The organism is Bacillus sp. RC242 (genome assembly GCF_044908245.1).
In the GTDB taxonomy this organism is placed as follows: Bacteria; Bacillota; Bacilli; order Bacillales; family Bacillaceae_G; genus Bacillus_A; species Bacillus_A mycoides.
In genome coordinates this window covers 16,980-33,598 of record NZ_JBIYCZ010000021.1, presented here as the reverse complement: position 1 = coordinate 33,598, position 16,619 = coordinate 16,980, and the positions used below count along the sequence as shown (strand labels likewise).

Sequence of the window (16,619 nt, the reverse complement as noted above, 5' to 3'; positions counted from 1 at the left end):
GGCCCCTTGATAGATGTAAATAACTTTGAATATATGAAGATTGGACTTGCTTCACCTGACAAGATTCGTTCTTGGTCATACGGTGAAGTTAAGAAACCAGAAACAATTAACTATCGTACGTTAAAGCCTGAAAAAGATGGCTTGTTCTGTGAGCGTATTTTCGGACCACAAAAGGACTGGGAATGTCATTGCGGAAAATATAAACGTGTACGTTATAAAGGTGTAGTTTGTGATCGATGTGGCGTTGAAGTAACGCGTGCAAAAGTTCGTCGTGAACGTATGGGTCATATCGAATTAGCTGCTCCTGTATCTCATATTTGGTATTTCAAAGGTATCCCGAGCCGCATGGGACTTGTCTTAGACATGTCCCCTCGCGCGCTTGAAGAAGTAATTTATTTCGCTTCTTATGTTGTAACAGAAAGTGGAGATACACCACTTGATAAGAAGCAATTACTTTCTGAAAAAGAATACCGTGCATATCGTGATCGATATGGCAGTACATTCCATGCTGCTATGGGTGCAGAAGCGATTAAAAAATTACTGCAAGACATCGATTTAGATAAAGAAGTAGACTTCTTAAAAGAAGAATTAAAAACAGCACAAGGACAACGCCGTACTCGTGCTATTAAACGTCTAGAAGTATTAGAAGCATTCCGTAACTCTGGAAATCACCCATCTTGGATGATCTTAGAGGTTCTTCCAGTTATCCCACCAGAACTACGCCCAATGGTACAGTTAGATGGTGGACGTTTTGCTACTTCTGACTTAAACGACTTATATCGTCGTGTAATTAACCGTAACAACCGTTTAAAACGTCTATTGGACTTAGGTGCACCAAGCATTATCGTTCAAAACGAAAAACGTATGTTACAAGAAGCTGTAGACGCATTAATCGATAATGGTCGCCGTGGCCGTCCAGTTACTGGACCAGGTAACCGTCCATTAAAATCACTATCTCACATGCTTAAAGGTAAACAAGGACGTTTCCGTCAAAACTTATTAGGTAAACGTGTTGACTACTCTGGCCGTTCTGTAATCGTTGTAGGACCGAACTTAAAGATGTACCAATGTGGATTGCCGAAAGAAATGGCACTTGAATTGTTTAAACCTTTCGTTATGAAAGAGTTAGTTGGAAAAGGATTAGCACACAACATTAAGAGTGCTAAACGTAAAATCGAGCGTGTACACCCTGAAGTTTGGGACGTTTTAGAATCTGTGATCAAAGAGCATCCAGTACTTCTAAACCGCGCACCAACACTTCACCGTCTTGGTATCCAGGCGTTTGAACCTACACTAGTAGAAGGTCGTGCAATCCGTCTTCACCCACTTGTATGTACTGCATACAACGCGGACTTTGACGGTGACCAAATGGCGGTTCACGTTCCGTTATCATCAGAGGCACAAGCAGAAGCTCGTATCCTTATGTTAGCGGCACAAAACATCTTGAATCCAAAAGACGGAAAACCAGTTGTTACTCCATCTCAGGATATGGTATTAGGTAACTATTACTTAACACTTGAGCGCGAGGGTGCAATCGGTGAAGGTATGGTCTTCAAAGATGCAAACGAAGCAATACTTGCATACCAAAATGGATATGTACATCTGCACACACGTGTTGCAGTTGCTGCGAGTTCGGTAAATAATGTAACGTTTACTGAAGAGCAAAAGAGTAAGCTTCTATTAACAACAGTTGGTAAATTAATATTTAACGAAATCTTACCAGAGTCGTTCCCTTATATTAATGAACCAACAAACTCAAACCTTGAAAAAGAAACACCAGCGGAATATTTCGTTGAAAAAGGTGCGAACATTAAAGAAATTATTGCTAGTCGCGAAGAAGTGGCACCATTTAGCAAGAAAATCCTTGGTAACATTATTGCGGAAGTATTCAAACGTTTCCAAATTACAGAAACGTCTCGCATGCTTGACCGTATGAAAAACTTAGGATTTAAATACTCTACAAAAGCTGGTATTACAGTTGGGGTATCAGATATTCTTGTATTAGGTGAAAAAGATGAAATTCTCCATGAAGCACAAGCAAAAGTAGATAATGTAATTAAACAATTCCGTCGCGGTTTAATCACGGAAGAAGAACGTTACGATCGCGTTATCTCTATTTGGAGTAATGCAAAAGATGTTATCCAAGGAAAGCTGATGAAATCCTTGAATAAACGCAACCCAATCTTCATGATGAGTGATTCCGGTGCCCGTGGTAACGCATCGAACTTTACTCAGCTTGCTGGTATGCGTGGTCTGATGGCCAATCCATCTGGTCGTATCATTGAGCTTCCGATCAAATCGAGTTTCCGTGAAGGTTTAACAGTACTTGAGTACTTCATCTCTACGCATGGTGCGCGTAAAGGTCTTGCCGATACAGCACTTAAAACTGCCGATTCTGGTTACTTAACACGTCGTCTTGTAGACGTTGCACAAGATGTAATTGTTCGTCAAGATGATTGTGGAACAGATCGCGGTTTACTAATTGGTGCGATTAAAGAGGGTAATGAAGTTATTGAGTCACTATATGATCGTCTTGTTGGACGTTTTGCAAGAAAAACTGTAAAACATCCTGAAACAGGTGAAGTATTAGTTGTTGAAAATCAATTAATTACTGAAGATATTGCTCATATCGTTGAAAAGTCGGGTGTTGAAACTGTAAACATTCGTTCAGCGTTTACGTGTAATACTCGCCATGGTGTATGTAAGAAGTGTTACGGTCGTAACTTAGCAACTGGTACAGACGTAGAAGTAGGAGAAGCGGTAGGTATTATCGCAGCTCAATCTATCGGTGAGCCAGGTACACAGTTAACGATGCGTACGTTCCATACAGGTGGGGTTGCCGGGGATGATATCACACAAGGTTTACCTCGTATCCAAGAGATCTTCGAAGCTCGTAATCCGAAGGGTCAGGCAGTTATCAGTGAAATTGACGGTGTTATCGCAGCGATCAACGATGTTAAAGATCGCCAAGAAGTAGTTGTACAGGGTGAAGTTGAAGCTCGTACGTATGCTATTCCTTACGGTGCTCGTCTGAAAGTAACTCTAGGACAGCCAATTAGCCACGGTAAAGAGTTAACAGAAGGTTCTATTGATCCGAAGGAATTACTAAAAGTAACGGACATTACAGCAGTTCAAGAGTACTTATTACGTGAAGTTCAAAAAGTATACCGTATGCAAGGGGTAGAAATTGGTGACAAACACGTAGAAGTAATGGTACGTCAAATGCTACGTAAAGTTCGTGTAAGTGATGCGGGTGAAACAGATGTATTACCAGGAACATTACTAGATATCCATCAGTTTACTGATGCGAATGCGAAGGTGTTACTGAAAGGTAAACAACCAGCAACGGCTAGACCGGTTCTACTTGGTATTACAAAAGCTTCACTTGAGACAGATTCGTTCTTATCTGCGGCGTCATTCCAAGAAACAACTCGTGTTCTAACAGATGCAGCAATTAAGGGTAAACGCGATGAGCTTCTAGGATTGAAAGAGAATGTTATTATAGGTAAGCTTGTTCCTGCTGGAACAGGTATGAATCGTTATCGCAAAGTGGATCTTGTAAAAACAACACAAGATAACATGAATGTAGAAAACGATGAAGTTTATGTGGAACAGTAAAATTTTCCGTCGTAAATTTTGTATAAAAACAGCTGATCCTAGTTGACATTGTATGAGACAAAATGTTACTATAATCAAGGTTGCTCCTGAACGATGCTTTGGAGGATATTTAAATGTCTTATCAAAAAGTGTCAAATGCTGAAAATGTAGTCGTTGGTCATAAACGAACATTGGAAGCAATCAAAAATGGTATAGTTAAAGAAGTTGTTATTGCAGAAGATGCTGATGTGCGGTTAACCCATGTTATCATTCGTACTGCCTCGCAACATAACATACCCATAACCAAAGTTGAATCAGTTCGTAAGCTTGGAAAAGTTTCGGGGATTCAAGTGGGAGCTTCAGCAATAGGAATAATAAGTTAAAACTGTTTTTGTGAGGAGAGAGCATTTGCTCTTCCTTGCAAAAACTTTGTTTTCAACTAATAATGAACCACCTGGATATGTGGTCATACAAACATGCGAAGGGAGGATAATCAAATGCCTACTATTAACCAATTAGTGAGAAATGGTCGTACTGATAAAGTATGGAAGTCTAAATCACCTGCGTTAAACAAAGGTTTTAATTCTTTAAAGAAAAAATCAACTGATATCTCTGCACCTCAAAAACGTGGTGTGTGTACTCGTGTTGGTACAATGACTCCGAAGAAACCTAACTCAGCGTTACGTAAATACGCTCGTGTACGTTTAACAAATGGTATTGAAGTTACAGCTTACATCCCAGGTATCGGTCATAACCTACAAGAGCATAGCGTAGTATTAATTCGCGGTGGTCGAGTAAAGGATTTACCAGGGGTACGTTACCACATCGTTCGTGGTGCGCTTGATACAGCTGGTGTTGACAAACGTATGCAAGGACGTTCTAAATATGGTACTAAGCGACCAAAACCTGCTAAAAAATAATAAATTTATAATGAAAGGAGGAACTCAATATGCCTCGTAAAGGACCTGTTGCGAAACGTGACGTGTTACCAGATCCAATGTACAATTCTAAGCTTGTAACACGCCTAATCAACAAAATGATGGTTGACGGTAAAAAAGGTAAATCTCAAACAATTCTTTATAACGCTTTCGAAATCGTTCGTGAACGTTCAGATAAAGAACCAATGGAAGTATTCGAGCAAGCTCTTAAGAACATCATGCCTGTTCTTGAAGTACGCGCTCGTCGTGTTGGTGGTGCTAACTACCAAGTTCCAGTTGAGGTTCGTCCAGAACGCCGTACAACTTTAGGTCTTCGCTGGTTAGTAAACTATGCTCGTCTTCGTGGTGAAAAAACTATGGAAGAGCGTCTAGCTTACGAAATCTTAGATGCATCTAACAACGCTGGTGCAGCTGTTAAGAAACGTGAAGATACTCATAAAATGGCAGAAGCTAACAAAGCATTTGCTCATTACCGTTGGTAGGATTCAACGTAAAATAAATGTAAGCATAAACCGCTTTATTTGTCGCTTATGGAAGTGTGGAGAGGGAGAATGCCTCTCCCTTTCGTTGGGCGCTCGTTTTACATAATGAGGGTACTGGACACTGGCATATGTAACAATATAAAGTGGCTTTTTTGCTACTTAAAATAAAATAATCCAATCCATATATGGAAGGAGCAAGACACCAAATGACTAGAGAGTTCTCTTTAGAAAACACTCGTAATATTGGTATCATGGCTCACATCGATGCTGGTAAAACAACAGCAACTGAGCGTATTCTGTATTACACAGGACGTATTCATAAAATCGGTGAAACTCATGAAGGTGCATCTCAGATGGACTGGATGGAGCAAGAGCAAGAACGTGGTATCACAATTACTTCTGCTGCAACTACAGCACAATGGAAAGGTCACCGTGTAAATATCATTGACACTCCAGGACACGTAGATTTCACAGTAGAAGTAGAACGTTCTTTACGCGTACTTGATGGCGCAGTAGCAGTACTTGATGCACAATCTGGTGTAGAACCACAAACAGAAACTGTTTGGCGTCAGGCTACTACTTATGGTGTACCTCGTATCGTATTCGTTAACAAAATGGATAAGATTGGTGCAGATTTCTTATACTCTGTAGGAACAATCCACGATCGTTTACAAGCAAACGCACATCCAATTCAGTTACCAATCGGTGCTGAAGATGAGTTCAATGGTATCATTGACCTTGTTGAAGAGTGTGCTTACATGTACTCTAACGATTTAGGAACAGACATCGAGCGTGTCGAAATTCCTGAAGAGCATAAAGAATTAGCTGAAGAATACCGTGGAAAACTTATTGAAGCGGTAGCTGAGCTTGATGAAGAAATGATGATGAAGTACCTAGAAGGTGAAGAAATCACTGTAGAAGAGCTTAAAGCTGGTATCCGTAAGGCTACAACTTCTGTAGAATTCTTCCCAGTAATCTGTGGTTCTGCATTCAAAAATAAAGGTGTTCAAATTCTGTTAGACGCAGTTATCGACTACCTACCATCTCCATTAGATGTACCTGCTATTAAAGGTACTCTTCCGGATACAGATGAAGCTATCGAGCGTAAGTCTAGCGATGAAGAACCATTCGCAGCTTTAGCATTCAAAATCATGACTGATCCTTATGTTGGTAAGTTAACGTTCTTCCGTGTGTACTCTGGTGTGTTAAACTCTGGATCATACGTGAAAAACTCAACTAAAGGTAAGCGTGAGCGTGTAGGTCGTATCCTACAAATGCACGCTAACAGCCGTGAAGAGATTTCAACAGTTTACGCTGGTGATATCGCTGCTGCTGTAGGTTTAAAAGATACTACTACTGGTGATACTCTTTGTGACGAGAAGAGCCTTGTTATCCTTGAGTCTATGGAATTCCCAGAGCCAGTTATCTCTGTAGCTATCGAACCAAAATCTAAAGCTGACCAAGATAAAATGGGTACAGCATTATCTAAGCTTTCTGAAGAAGATCCAACATTCCGTGCTCACACTGACCAAGAAACTGGCCAAACAATCATCGCTGGTATGGGTGAACTTCACCTTGATATCATTGTTGACCGTATGCGCCGTGAATTCAAAGTGGAAGCAAACGTTGGTGCTCCTCAGGTAGCATACCGTGAGACTTTCCGCGCTGCTGCGAAAGTTGAAGGTAAGTTCGCTCGTCAATCTGGTGGTCGTGGACAATTCGGTCACGTTTGGATTGAGTTTGAACCTAATGAAGAAGGTAAAGGATTCGAATTCCAAAACAAGGTAGTCGGTGGTGTAGTTCCACGTGAATACATCCCAGCTGTTGGAGCGGGTCTTGAAGACGCACTTAAAAATGGTGTACTAGCTGGTTATCCACTAGTTGATATTAAAGCTGCGTTAGTTGACGGATCTTACCATGATGTCGATTCATCTGAGATGGCGTTCAAAATCGCTGCATCTATGGCGCTTAAAGCTGCGGTTTCTAAATGTAGCCCAGTAATTCTTGAGCCAATGATGAAAGTTGAAGTTGTAATTCCTGAAGAGTACATGGGTGACATTATGGGCGACGTAACATCTCGTCGTGGACGTGTAGAAGGTATGGAAGCTCGCGGTAACGCACAAGTTGTTCGCGCTATGGTTCCACTTTCTGAAATGTTCGGTTATGCAACGGCATTACGTTCTAACACTCAAGGACGCGGAACATTCTCAATGACATTTGATCATTATGAAGAAGTACCGAAGTCTGTTTCTGAAGAAATTATTAAAAAAAATAAAGGTGAATAATTGATTTTTATCGATTGTTCAAGTATAACTACTTATGTAAGCTTAGAAAGTGAGACGCAAGTTTCACTTTCTAGTCTGAATATAAAATAACCCATATAAACTAAGGAGGAATTTAGAATGGCTAAAGCTAAATTCGAACGTTCTAAACCCCATGTTAACATCGGTACAATCGGCCACGTTGACCATGGTAAAACTACATTAACTGCTGCGATCACTACAGTTCTTGCAAAAGCTGGTGGTGCTGAAGCACGCGGATACGATCAAATCGACGCTGCTCCAGAAGAAAGAGAGCGCGGAATCACAATCTCAACTGCACACGTTGAGTACGAAACTGAAACTCGTCACTATGCACACGTTGACTGCCCAGGTCATGCTGACTATGTTAAAAACATGATCACTGGTGCTGCTCAAATGGACGGCGGTATCTTAGTAGTATCTGCTGCTGATGGTCCAATGCCTCAAACACGTGAGCACATCCTTCTTTCTCGTCAAGTAGGTGTTCCTTACATCGTTGTATTCTTAAACAAATGCGACATGGTAGATGACGAAGAATTATTAGAATTAGTAGAAATGGAAGTTCGCGACCTATTATCTGAATACGGATTCCCAGGCGACGATATTCCTGTAATTAAAGGTTCTGCTCTTAAAGCTCTTCAAGGAGAAGCTGAGTGGGAAGAAAAAATCATCGAATTAATGACTGAAGTTGATGCTTACATCCCAACTCCAGAACGTGAAACTGACAAACCATTCTTAATGCCTATCGAGGATGTATTCTCTATCACAGGTCGTGGTACAGTTGCAACTGGTCGTGTTGAGCGTGGAATCGTTAAAGTTGGTGACGTAGTAGAAATCATCGGTCTTGCTGAAGAGAATGCTACTACAACTGTAACTGGTGTAGAAATGTTCCGTAAGCTTCTTGACCAAGCTCAAGCTGGAGACAACATCGGTGCTCTACTTCGTGGGGTTGCTCGTGAAGACATCCAACGTGGACAAGTTCTTGCTAAAACTGGCTCTGTAAAAGCACACGCTAAATTCAAAGCTGAGGTTTTCGTATTATCTAAAGAAGAAGGTGGACGTCATACTCCATTCTTCGCTAACTACCGTCCACAGTTCTACTTCCGTACAACTGACGTAACTGGTATCATCCAATTACCAGAAGGTACTGAAATGGTAATGCCTGGTGACAACATCGAAATGACTATCGAACTTATCGCTCCAATCGCTATCGAAGAGGGAACTAAATTCTCTATTCGTGAAGGTGGACGTACAGTAGGTTACGGTGTAGTTGCTACAATCGTTGCTGAGTAGTCTTTAATTAGATTATTAAAAACTCAAGGGATTCTCCCTTGAGTTTTTTTATTGCTTATTACTATAGAAGAAAGAGATGTATCTTCTATTTTTGGATGAGTTTCTTCTATAGTATATAAAACGAAAATAACACCCAAAAACTGTAAGGTGAATAAGAGTAGATGAAAACTTGATATTCTTTAAAGTGCCATGTATAATAGCAAAAGTAGAGAAAAGCAGATGCGAACAAAAAGATGCTTGCATCTAGACGAATAACATTGTATAATAGACAATGTTGGTCTTTGACTGCGATGAAGTGGAAGGTTGCTGACACACCCGGCCGCTTTGCCATGGCATGGTGTGGGGAAATTTCCATGGAGAAGGTCTATTTTAGAAATAGGCGAACGAAGGAGGGAAAATAATGGCAAAAGAAAAAATTCGTATCCGTTTAAAAGCTTATGATCACCGTATTCTTGATCAATCAGCTGAGAAAATTGTAGAAACAGCTAAGCGTTCTGGGGCAACAGTTTCTGGTCCGATCCCATTACCAACTGAGAAGACTATTTACACAATTCTTCGTGCTGTTCATAAGTACAAAGATTCTCGTGAACAATTCGAAATGCGCACACACAAACGTCTAATCGACATCGTGAGTCCTACTCCACAAACAGTAGATTCATTAATGCGTTTAGATTTACCATCTGGTGTAGATATCGAAATCAAACTATAATTCATATAACTTAAAAATGTAGGAGGTGTAACTCATGACCAAAGGAATCTTAGGAAGAAAGATCGGTATGACTCAAGTATTTGCTGAGAACGGTGAGTTAATCCCAGTAACGGTAATCGCTGCTAATCCAAACGTTGTTCTTCAAAAGAAAACAACTGAAACTGATGGCTACAACGCAATTCAGTTAGGATTTGAAGATAAACGTGAAAAGTTAACTAACAAACCTGAACAAGGCCACACTGCTAAAGCATCTACAACTCCTAAGCGCTTCATTCGCGAAATCCGCGATGCAGACGTGGACGGATTAGAGGTTGGTCAAGAGGTAAAAGTTGAAGTTTTCACTGCAGGTGAAATCGTTGACGTAACAGGAATTTCTAAAGGTAAAGGTTTCCAAGGTGTTATTAAACGCCACGGACAATCTCGCGGACCTATGTCTCATGGTTCTCGCTATCACCGTCGTCCAGGTTCAATGGGGCCAGTTGCTCCGAACCGTGTATTCAAAGGCAAAAAACTTGCTGGACGTATGGGTGGAGACCAAGTTACTATCCAAAACTTAGAAATCGTTCAAGTTGACACTGAGCGCAACTTATTACTAGTAAAAGGTAACGTTCCAGGTGCTAAGAAATCTCTTGTAGTTGTTCAAGGCGCTGTGAAGGTTAGCAAATAATTCACAATAGGAAGGAGGAATTCCAATGCCAAAAGTTACTGTATATAACCAAACTGGTTCACAGGTTGGTGAAATCGAATTAGCTGAAGCTATTTTCGGTATCGAACCAAATGAAGCTGTACTATTTGAAGCTGTAATGATGCAACGTGCATCTTTACGTCAAGGTACACACAAAGTAAAAACTCGCTCTGAAGTTCGCGGTGGTGGTCGTAAACCATGGCGTCAAAAAGGAACTGGACGTGCTCGTCAAGGTTCTATCCGCTCTCCTCAATGGCGTGGTGGTGGTACGGTATTCGGACCTACACCAAGAAGCTATGCGTACAAACTTCCTAAGAAAGTTCGTCGTTTAGCAATCAAATCTGCATTAGCTACTAAAGTAGTTGAGAACAACATTGTAGTTCTTGAGGACCTAGTGTTAAATGCACCAAAAACAAAAGACATGGTAGCAGTACTTAAAGGATTAACTGTTGAGAAGAAAGCTCTTATCGTAACTGCTGATGCAAACGAATCTGTAGAGTTATCTGCTCGCAATATCCCTGGAGTAACAGTAATCACTGCTGATGGCGTAAACGTGCTAGATGTGCTTCATCATGATAAGCTAATCATGACAAAAGCGGCAGTGGAAAAAGTAGAGGAGGTGCTTGCATAATGAGAGATCCTCGTGATATCATTAAGCGCCCAGTTATCACTGAACGTTCTATGGAAATGATGGCTGAAAAAAAATACACGTTCGACGTGGACGTTAAATCTAATAAAACAGAGGTTAAAGACGCTATAGAAGCGATCTTTGGTGTTAATGTAGACAAAGTAAATATCATGAACTACAAGCCGAAAGCAAAACGTGTTGGTCGTCACGCTGGTTTTACTAGCCGTCGTCGTAAAGCAATCGTTAAGCTAACTGCTGACAGCAAAGAAATCGAAATCTTCCAAGGCGTTTAATTCTTACTAAAGAAGGAGGGAAATTGAGATGGGAATTAAAAAGTATAATCCAACTACTAACGGTCGTCGTAACATGACTACGAATGATTTCGCTGAAATCACGACTGACAGACCGGAAAAGTCTTTACTTGCTCCTTTAAGCAAAAAGGCTGGTCGTAATAACCAAGGTAAAATTACTGTACGTCATCAAGGTGGCGGACATAAGCGTCAATACCGTATCATCGACTTTAAGCGTAACAAAGATGGAATTCCAGGACGCGTTGCTACGATCGAATACGATCCAAACCGCTCTGCGAATATCGCATTAATTAACTACGTTGACGGTGAAAAACGTTACATTCTTGCTCCTAAAACTTTAGAAGTAGGTATGGAAGTTATGTCTGGCCCTGAAGCTGACATTAAAATCGGTAACGCATTACCATTAATCAACATTCCAGTAGGTACTGTTGTTCATAATATCGAGCTTAAGCCTGGTCGTGGAGGACAATTAGTCCGTTCTGCTGGTACGTCTGCTCAAGTACTTGGTAAAGAAGGAAAATACGTACTTGTACGTTTAACTTCTGGTGAAGTACGTTTAGTATTATCTGCTTGTCGCGCTTCAATCGGTCAAGTTGGTAACGAACAACACGAACTTATCAAAATCGGTAAAGCAGGTCGCTCTCGCTGGTTAGGTAAGCGCCCAACAGTTCGTGGTTCTGTAATGAACCCGGTTGATCACCCACACGGTGGTGGTGAAGGACGCTCTCCAATCGGACGTAAGTCTCCAATGTCTCCATGGGGTAAACCAACTCTTGGATTCAAGACTCGTAAGAAAAACAAAGCGTCTGATAAATTTATCGTTCGTCGTCGTAAAAAATAATGGGATTGTAGTACGGTTCATTTCAAGAACCGTACGCCAATCACGAAGGGAGGCACCAAAATGGCTCGTAGCTTAAAAAAAGGACCATTTGTCGATGATCACTTAATGAACAAAATGGAAAAATTAGTTGCATCTGAGCAAAAACAAGTTGTTAAAACTTGGTCTCGCCGTTCAACAATCTTCCCTCAGTTCATCGGACATACAATTGCTGTATATGATGGTCGTAAACACGTACCTGTGTACATCACTGAGGATATGGTTGGCCATAAGTTAGGTGAATTCGCACCAACTCGTACGTATAAAGGTCACCTTGCTGACGATAAGAAAACTAGAAGATAATGAGAGGAGGCACTTCAATGCAAGCTAAAGCAGTAGTGAGAACAGTTCGTATTGCTCCTCGTAAGGTTCGTTTAGTAGTAGACTTAATCCGAGGTAAGCAAGTGGGTGAAGCGATTGCTATCCTTAACCACACACCAAAAACTGCTTCTCCAGTTGTAGAAAAAGTTTTAAAATCTGCAATCGCAAATGCAGAGCACAATTATGAGATGGATATTAACAACCTAGTTGTTGAAAAAGTCTTCGTTGACGAAGGTCCAACGTTGAAACGTTTCCGTCCACGTGCAATGGGTCGTGCAAGCCAAATTAACAAACGCACAAGCCACATCACAGTTGTGGTATCAGAAAAGAAGGAGGGATAATCGATGGGTCAGAAGGTTAATCCAATTGGTCTTCGTGTCGGTATTATCCGCGACTGGGAATCTCGTTGGTTCGCTGAGAAAGATTATGCTACGTTATTACATGAAGACATCAAAATCCGTGAGTACATTACTGTACGCTTAAAAGATTCTGCTGTTGCTAAAGTAGAAATCGAACGTGCAGCAAATCGTGTAAATGTTACAATTCACACTGCAAAACCTGGTATGGTAATTGGTAAAGGTGGTACTGAAGTTGAAGCACTTCGTAAAGCTCTTAACCAATTAACAGGCAAGCGTGTACACATTAACATTTTAGAAGTTAAGAGAGCTGATCTTAACGCTAAATTAGTAGGCGAAAACATCGCTCGTCAATTAGAAAACCGTGTATCATTCCGTCGTGCACAAAAGCAAGTTATTCAACGTGCTATGCGTGCAGGAGCAAAAGGTATTAAAACACAGGTTTCTGGTCGTCTTGGCGGAGCTGATATCGCTCGTGCAGAATCTTACAGTGAAGGAACTGTTCCACTTCATACACTTCGCGCTGATATTGACTATGCAGCAGTTGAAGCTGATACAACATACGGTAAATTAGGCGTAAAAGTATGGATCTACCGTGGAGAAGTCCTTCCTACAAAAAAGAAAGCTTCTGAGGAAGGAGGAAAATAATATGTTAATGCCTAAACGCGTAAAATATCGTAGAGAGCATCGTGGTAAAATGCGTGGTCGTGCAAAAGGTGGAACTGAAATCGCTTTTGGTGAATTTGGTTTACAAGCACTAGCTGCTTCATGGATTACAAACCGTCAAATCGAAGCTGCTCGTCGTGCAATGACTCGTCACATGAAACGTGGCGGTAAAGTATGGATTAAAATTTTCCCTTCTAAACCTTACACTGCAAAACCTCTAGAAGTACGTATGGGTTCCGGTAAAGGGGCACCAGAAGGCTGGGTAGCAGTAGTAAAACCTGGGAAAATTATGTTTGAAATTGCGGGTGTATCTGAAGAGGTAGCACGCGAAGCATTACGTCTTGCAGCTCACAAGTTACCTGTGAAATGTAAATTCGTAAAACGTGAAGAAAATGGTGGTGAATCTAATGAAAACTAATGATATTCGTGAATTAACCACTGCCGAAATCGAAACAAAAGTTAAAGCTTTAAAGGAAGAGTTGTTTAATCTTCGCTTCCAACTTGCTACAGGACAATTAGAGAACCCAACTCGCATCCGTGAAGTACGTAAAGCGATTGCTCGTATGAAAACTGTAGTTTGTGAAAGAGAGATCGGAATTAATCGATAAATTGAGGGGAGGTTTGCATAGTGAGCGAACGTAACCAACGCAAAGTTTATACTGGTCGTGTTGTTTCTGACAAAATGGACAAAACGATTACAGTTTTAGTTGAAACTTACAAAACTCATTCCTTATACGGAAAACGTGTTAAGTATTCTAAAAAGTATAAAGCCCATGATGAGCAAAACCAAGCGAAACTTGGCGATATCGTTAAAATCATGGAAACTCGCCCGCTTTCTGCTACTAAGCGTTTCCGTTTAGTTGAAATCGTTGAAGAAGCGGTTGTTATCTAAATAGACGAATCGGAATTTTTAGTCCGAAGGGAGGTTTCATAACATGATCCAACAAGAATCTCGTTTGAAAGTTGCTGACAACTCTGGTGCCCGCGAACTTTTAACAATTAAAGTATTAGGCGGCTCTGGTCGTAAATATGCTTATATTGGTGATATTATCGTTGCTACGGTAAAACAAGCAACACCAGGTGGCGTTGTTAAAAAAGGTGACGTTGTTAAGGCAGTAGTGGTACGTACGAAGAGCGGAGCTCGTCGTCCGGACGGTTCTTACATTAAATTTGATGAAAACGCAGCGGTTATCATCAAAGACGATAAGAGCCCACGTGGTACTCGTATCTTCGGACCAGTAGCTCGTGAATTACGTGATAGCAACTTCATGAAGATCGTTTCTTTAGCTCCAGAAGTTCTATAATTTAAGGTATTGCCTTGCTAAGGAGGTGCAGAATTAAGATGCATGTAAAAAAAGGTGATAAAGTTCAGGTAATCACTGGTAAAGACAAAGGAAAACAAGGTGTTATCCTTGTGGCTTTCCCAAAGCAAAACCGTGTTATCGTTGAGGGTGTTAACATCGTTAAAAAACACTCTAAGCCATCTCAATTAAATCCACAAGGTGGAATTATTACGAAAGAAGCACCTATTCACGTTTCTAATGTTATGGTATTAGATCCGAAAACAGGCGAACCTACTCGCGTAGGCTTCAAAGTAGAAGATGGTAAAAAAGTGCGTATTGCAAAAAAATCTGGTGAATTATTAGATAAATAATTTTCTTAAGAAAGGAGGTCACTTCATTGAATCGCCTTAAAGAGAAGTTCCAAAAGGAAATTACTCCTGCTCTAATGAGCAAGTTTAACTATAAATCTGTGATGGAAGTACCGAAAATCGAAAAGATCGTAATCAACACTGGTGTTGGTGACGCGGTATCTAACTCAAAAGCTTTAGACAATGCAGTAGAAGAATTAACTCAAATCGCAGGTCAAAAACCTGTTGTAACTCGCGCTAAAAAATCAATCGCTGGTTTCCGTCTTCGTGAAGGTATGCCAATCGGTGCGAAAGTAACTTTACGCGGTCAGCAAATGTATGAGTTCTTCGACAAATTAGTATCAGTTTCTTTACCACGTGTACGTGATTTCCGTGGTGTTTCTAAGAAATCATTTGATGGTCGTGGGAACTACACATTAGGTGTTAAAGAGCAACTAATTTTCCCTGAGATTGATTATGATAAAGTAAGTAAAGTCCGAGGTATGGACATCGTAATCGTTACTACAGCGAAAACTGATGAAGAAGCTCGTGAACTTTTAACACAATTCGGTATGCCATTCCAAAAATAATGGAAGCCAACGCTAAGTAGAGGAGGCGAAAACGTGGCTAAAAAATCTATGATCGCGAAACAAAAGCGTACTCCTAAGTTTAAAGTACAAGAGTATACACGTTGCGAACGCTGCGGTCGTCCGCATTCTGTATACCGCAAATTTAAGCTTTGCCGTATTTGTTTCCGTGAACTTGCATATAAAGGTCAAATTCCTGGTGTTAAAAAAGCTAGTTGGTAAAACCCACAAATGGGAAGGAGGTAAAACACATGGTGATGACAGATCCAATTGCAGACATGCTTACTCGCATCCGTAATGCGAATATGGTACGTCATGAGAAATTAGAGGTTCCTGCTTCTAAAATCAAAAAAGAGATCGCTGATCTTTTAAAACGTGAAGGTTTCATTCGTGATGTAGAATACATCGGGGATAACAAACAAGGTATCCTTCGTATTTTCCTGAAATATGGTGCAAACAATGAACGTGTAATCACTGGATTAAAGCGTATCAGTAAGCCTGGCTTACGCGTTTACGCAAAAGCTGATGAAGTACCTCGTGTACTTAACGGATTAGGTATCGCTCTTGTTTCTACATCTAAGGGAGTAATGACAGACAAAGATGCTCGTCAATTACAAACTGGTGGAGAAGTAGTAGCATACGTTTGGTAATATATATTTAAAACGAACGGAGGTGTGACCACATGTCTCGTATTGGTAAAAAGATTCTTGAAATCCCTGCAGGTGTTACTATTACAGTTGCAGAAGACAATACTGTAACAGTAAAAGGCCCTAAAGGTGAATTAACTCGTACTTTCAAAACTGATATGTCTATCAAAATTGAAGAAAATACACTAACAGTTGAGCGTCCATCTGAACAGAAGGAACACCGTGCATTACACGGTACAACTCGTGCTTTAATCGGAAACATGGTTGAAGGTGTAACTACAGGTTTTGCACGCGGACTTGAATTAGTCGGTGTTGGTTACCGTGCTCAAAAACAAGGTGATAAACTTGTTTTAAGCGTAGGTTATTCTCATCCAGTAGAAATGACTCCAGAAGCAGGACTTGAAGTTGAAGTACCTGTACCAACTAAAATCGTAATTAAAGGTATCGACAAGCAACGTGTTGGCGAATTTGCTGCTAACATCCGTGCTGTACGTGCTCCTGAGCCATATAAAGGTAAAGGTATTCGTTACGAAGGCGAAGTTGTTCGTCGTAAAGAAGGTAAAACTGCTAAGTAAACCCGTTAGGTGAAAGA

At 40.7% G+C, this 16,619-nt stretch carries 23 protein-coding genes; all 23 read left to right on the top strand.

Annotated elements, in window-relative coordinates; genetic code table 11:
* Positions 1–6: 6 nt before the first annotated feature.
* The 23 genes from rpoC to rplF all read left to right on the top strand — a co-directional run bounded on the left by rpoC (position 7) and on the right by rplF (position 16,602).
* A complete protein-coding gene (gene rpoC, locus ABH957_RS27140; protein ID WP_002009783.1) occupies positions 7–3,618 on the top strand; it encodes a DNA-directed RNA polymerase subunit beta' in 3,612 nt (1,203 codons plus the stop codon).
* Positions 3,619–3,731: 113 nt separating this feature from the next.
* Positions 3,732–3,980 (top strand): ribosomal L7Ae/L30e/S12e/Gadd45 family protein, encoded by a 249-nt coding sequence (locus ABH957_RS27135; RefSeq protein ID WP_404512607.1) that lies wholly within the window; start codon positions 3,732–3,734, stop codon positions 3,978–3,980.
* Positions 3,981–4,094: 114 nt separating this feature from the next.
* A complete protein-coding gene (rpsL, locus tag ABH957_RS27130; RefSeq protein ID WP_001142341.1) occupies positions 4,095–4,517 on the top strand; it encodes a 30S ribosomal protein S12 in 423 nt (140 codons plus the stop codon).
* Positions 4,518–4,546: 29 nt separating this feature from the next.
* Positions 4,547–5,017: a 30S ribosomal protein S7 gene (rpsG, locus tag ABH957_RS27125; RefSeq protein WP_002063416.1), complete on the top strand. Its 471-nt coding sequence runs from the start codon at positions 4,547–4,549 to the stop codon at positions 5,015–5,017.
* 206 nt (positions 5,018–5,223) lie between these two features.
* A complete protein-coding gene (gene fusA, locus ABH957_RS27120; protein ID WP_113938449.1) occupies positions 5,224–7,302 on the top strand; it encodes an elongation factor G in 2,079 nt (692 codons plus the stop codon).
* A gap of 117 nt (positions 7,303–7,419) precedes the next feature.
* Positions 7,420–8,610: an elongation factor Tu gene (tuf, locus tag ABH957_RS27115; protein ID WP_002009778.1), complete on the top strand. Its 1,191-nt coding sequence runs from the start codon at positions 7,420–7,422 to the stop codon at positions 8,608–8,610.
* A gap of 400 nt (positions 8,611–9,010) precedes the next feature.
* Positions 9,011–9,319 carry a 30S ribosomal protein S10 gene (gene rpsJ, locus ABH957_RS27110; RefSeq protein WP_001040595.1) on the top strand — a complete coding sequence of 103 codons (309 nt, stop codon included), beginning with the start codon at positions 9,011–9,013 and terminating at the stop codon, positions 9,317–9,319.
* A 34-nt stretch (positions 9,320–9,353) separates the two neighbouring features.
* On the top strand, positions 9,354–9,986 hold the full coding sequence (gene rplC / locus ABH957_RS27105) for a 50S ribosomal protein L3 (protein WP_404512605.1): 633 nt from the start codon (positions 9,354–9,356) through the stop codon (positions 9,984–9,986).
* Between the two features lie 25 nt (positions 9,987–10,011).
* Positions 10,012–10,635, top strand: coding sequence for a 50S ribosomal protein L4 (gene rplD, locus ABH957_RS27100; RefSeq protein ID WP_001127261.1), 624 nt, complete (start codon positions 10,012–10,014; stop codon positions 10,633–10,635).
* Entirely contained in the window at positions 10,635–10,925 is a 291-nt protein-coding gene (rplW, locus tag ABH957_RS27095; RefSeq protein WP_001205557.1) for a 50S ribosomal protein L23, read from the top strand. Before rplD ends, rplW begins: the two co-directional genes overlap by 1 nt.
* Positions 10,926–10,953: 28 nt before the next feature.
* Positions 10,954–11,784, top strand: a complete 831-nt coding sequence (gene rplB / locus ABH957_RS27090) for a 50S ribosomal protein L2 (protein WP_000511584.1) — start codon at positions 10,954–10,956, stop codon at positions 11,782–11,784.
* 60 nt (positions 11,785–11,844) lie between these two features.
* Complete coding sequence (rpsS, locus tag ABH957_RS27085) at positions 11,845–12,123, top strand: 30S ribosomal protein S19 (RefSeq protein WP_000124452.1); 279 nt, start codon at positions 11,845–11,847, stop codon at positions 12,121–12,123.
* Positions 12,124–12,140: 17 nt separating this feature from the next.
* Positions 12,141–12,482 (top strand): 50S ribosomal protein L22, encoded by a 342-nt coding sequence (gene rplV / locus ABH957_RS27080; RefSeq protein WP_002009773.1) that lies wholly within the window; start codon positions 12,141–12,143, stop codon positions 12,480–12,482.
* A 3-nt stretch (positions 12,483–12,485) separates the two neighbouring features.
* Positions 12,486–13,145, top strand: coding sequence for a 30S ribosomal protein S3 (gene rpsC / locus ABH957_RS27075; RefSeq protein WP_002009771.1), 660 nt, complete (start codon positions 12,486–12,488; stop codon positions 13,143–13,145).
* Position 13,146: 1 nt separating this feature from the next.
* Positions 13,147–13,581 (top strand): 50S ribosomal protein L16, encoded by a 435-nt coding sequence (gene rplP, locus ABH957_RS27070; RefSeq protein WP_002063419.1) that lies wholly within the window; start codon positions 13,147–13,149, stop codon positions 13,579–13,581.
* Entirely contained in the window at positions 13,571–13,771 is a 201-nt protein-coding gene (rpmC, locus tag ABH957_RS27065; protein ID WP_002091523.1) for a 50S ribosomal protein L29, read from the top strand. The genes rplP and rpmC overlap by 11 nt, the downstream gene beginning before the upstream one ends.
* 20 nt (positions 13,772–13,791) lie before the next feature.
* On the top strand, positions 13,792–14,055 hold the full coding sequence (gene rpsQ / locus ABH957_RS27060) for a 30S ribosomal protein S17 (protein WP_002091526.1): 264 nt from the start codon (positions 13,792–13,794) through the stop codon (positions 14,053–14,055).
* Positions 14,056–14,098: 43 nt separating this feature from the next.
* Complete coding sequence (gene rplN / locus ABH957_RS27055) at positions 14,099–14,467, top strand: 50S ribosomal protein L14 (protein WP_002063420.1); 369 nt, start codon at positions 14,099–14,101, stop codon at positions 14,465–14,467.
* 38 nt (positions 14,468–14,505) lie between these two features.
* Positions 14,506–14,817 (top strand): 50S ribosomal protein L24, encoded by a 312-nt coding sequence (gene rplX / locus ABH957_RS27050; RefSeq protein WP_000558201.1) that lies wholly within the window; start codon positions 14,506–14,508, stop codon positions 14,815–14,817.
* Between the two features lie 26 nt (positions 14,818–14,843).
* Positions 14,844–15,383 (top strand): 50S ribosomal protein L5, encoded by a 540-nt coding sequence (gene rplE, locus ABH957_RS27045; protein ID WP_002091528.1) that lies wholly within the window; start codon positions 14,844–14,846, stop codon positions 15,381–15,383.
* Between the two features lie 33 nt (positions 15,384–15,416).
* Entirely contained in the window at positions 15,417–15,602 is a 186-nt protein-coding gene (gene rpsN / locus ABH957_RS27040) for a 30S ribosomal protein S14 (RefSeq protein ID WP_001085700.1), read from the top strand.
* A gap of 29 nt (positions 15,603–15,631) precedes the next feature.
* Positions 15,632–16,030, top strand: a complete 399-nt coding sequence (gene rpsH / locus ABH957_RS27035; protein WP_002091529.1) for a 30S ribosomal protein S8 — start codon at positions 15,632–15,634, stop codon at positions 16,028–16,030.
* 32 nt (positions 16,031–16,062) lie between these two features.
* Positions 16,063–16,602: a 50S ribosomal protein L6 gene (gene rplF, locus ABH957_RS27030; RefSeq protein WP_002063425.1), complete on the top strand. Its 540-nt coding sequence runs from the start codon at positions 16,063–16,065 to the stop codon at positions 16,600–16,602.
* Positions 16,603–16,619: the final 17 nt, after the last annotated feature.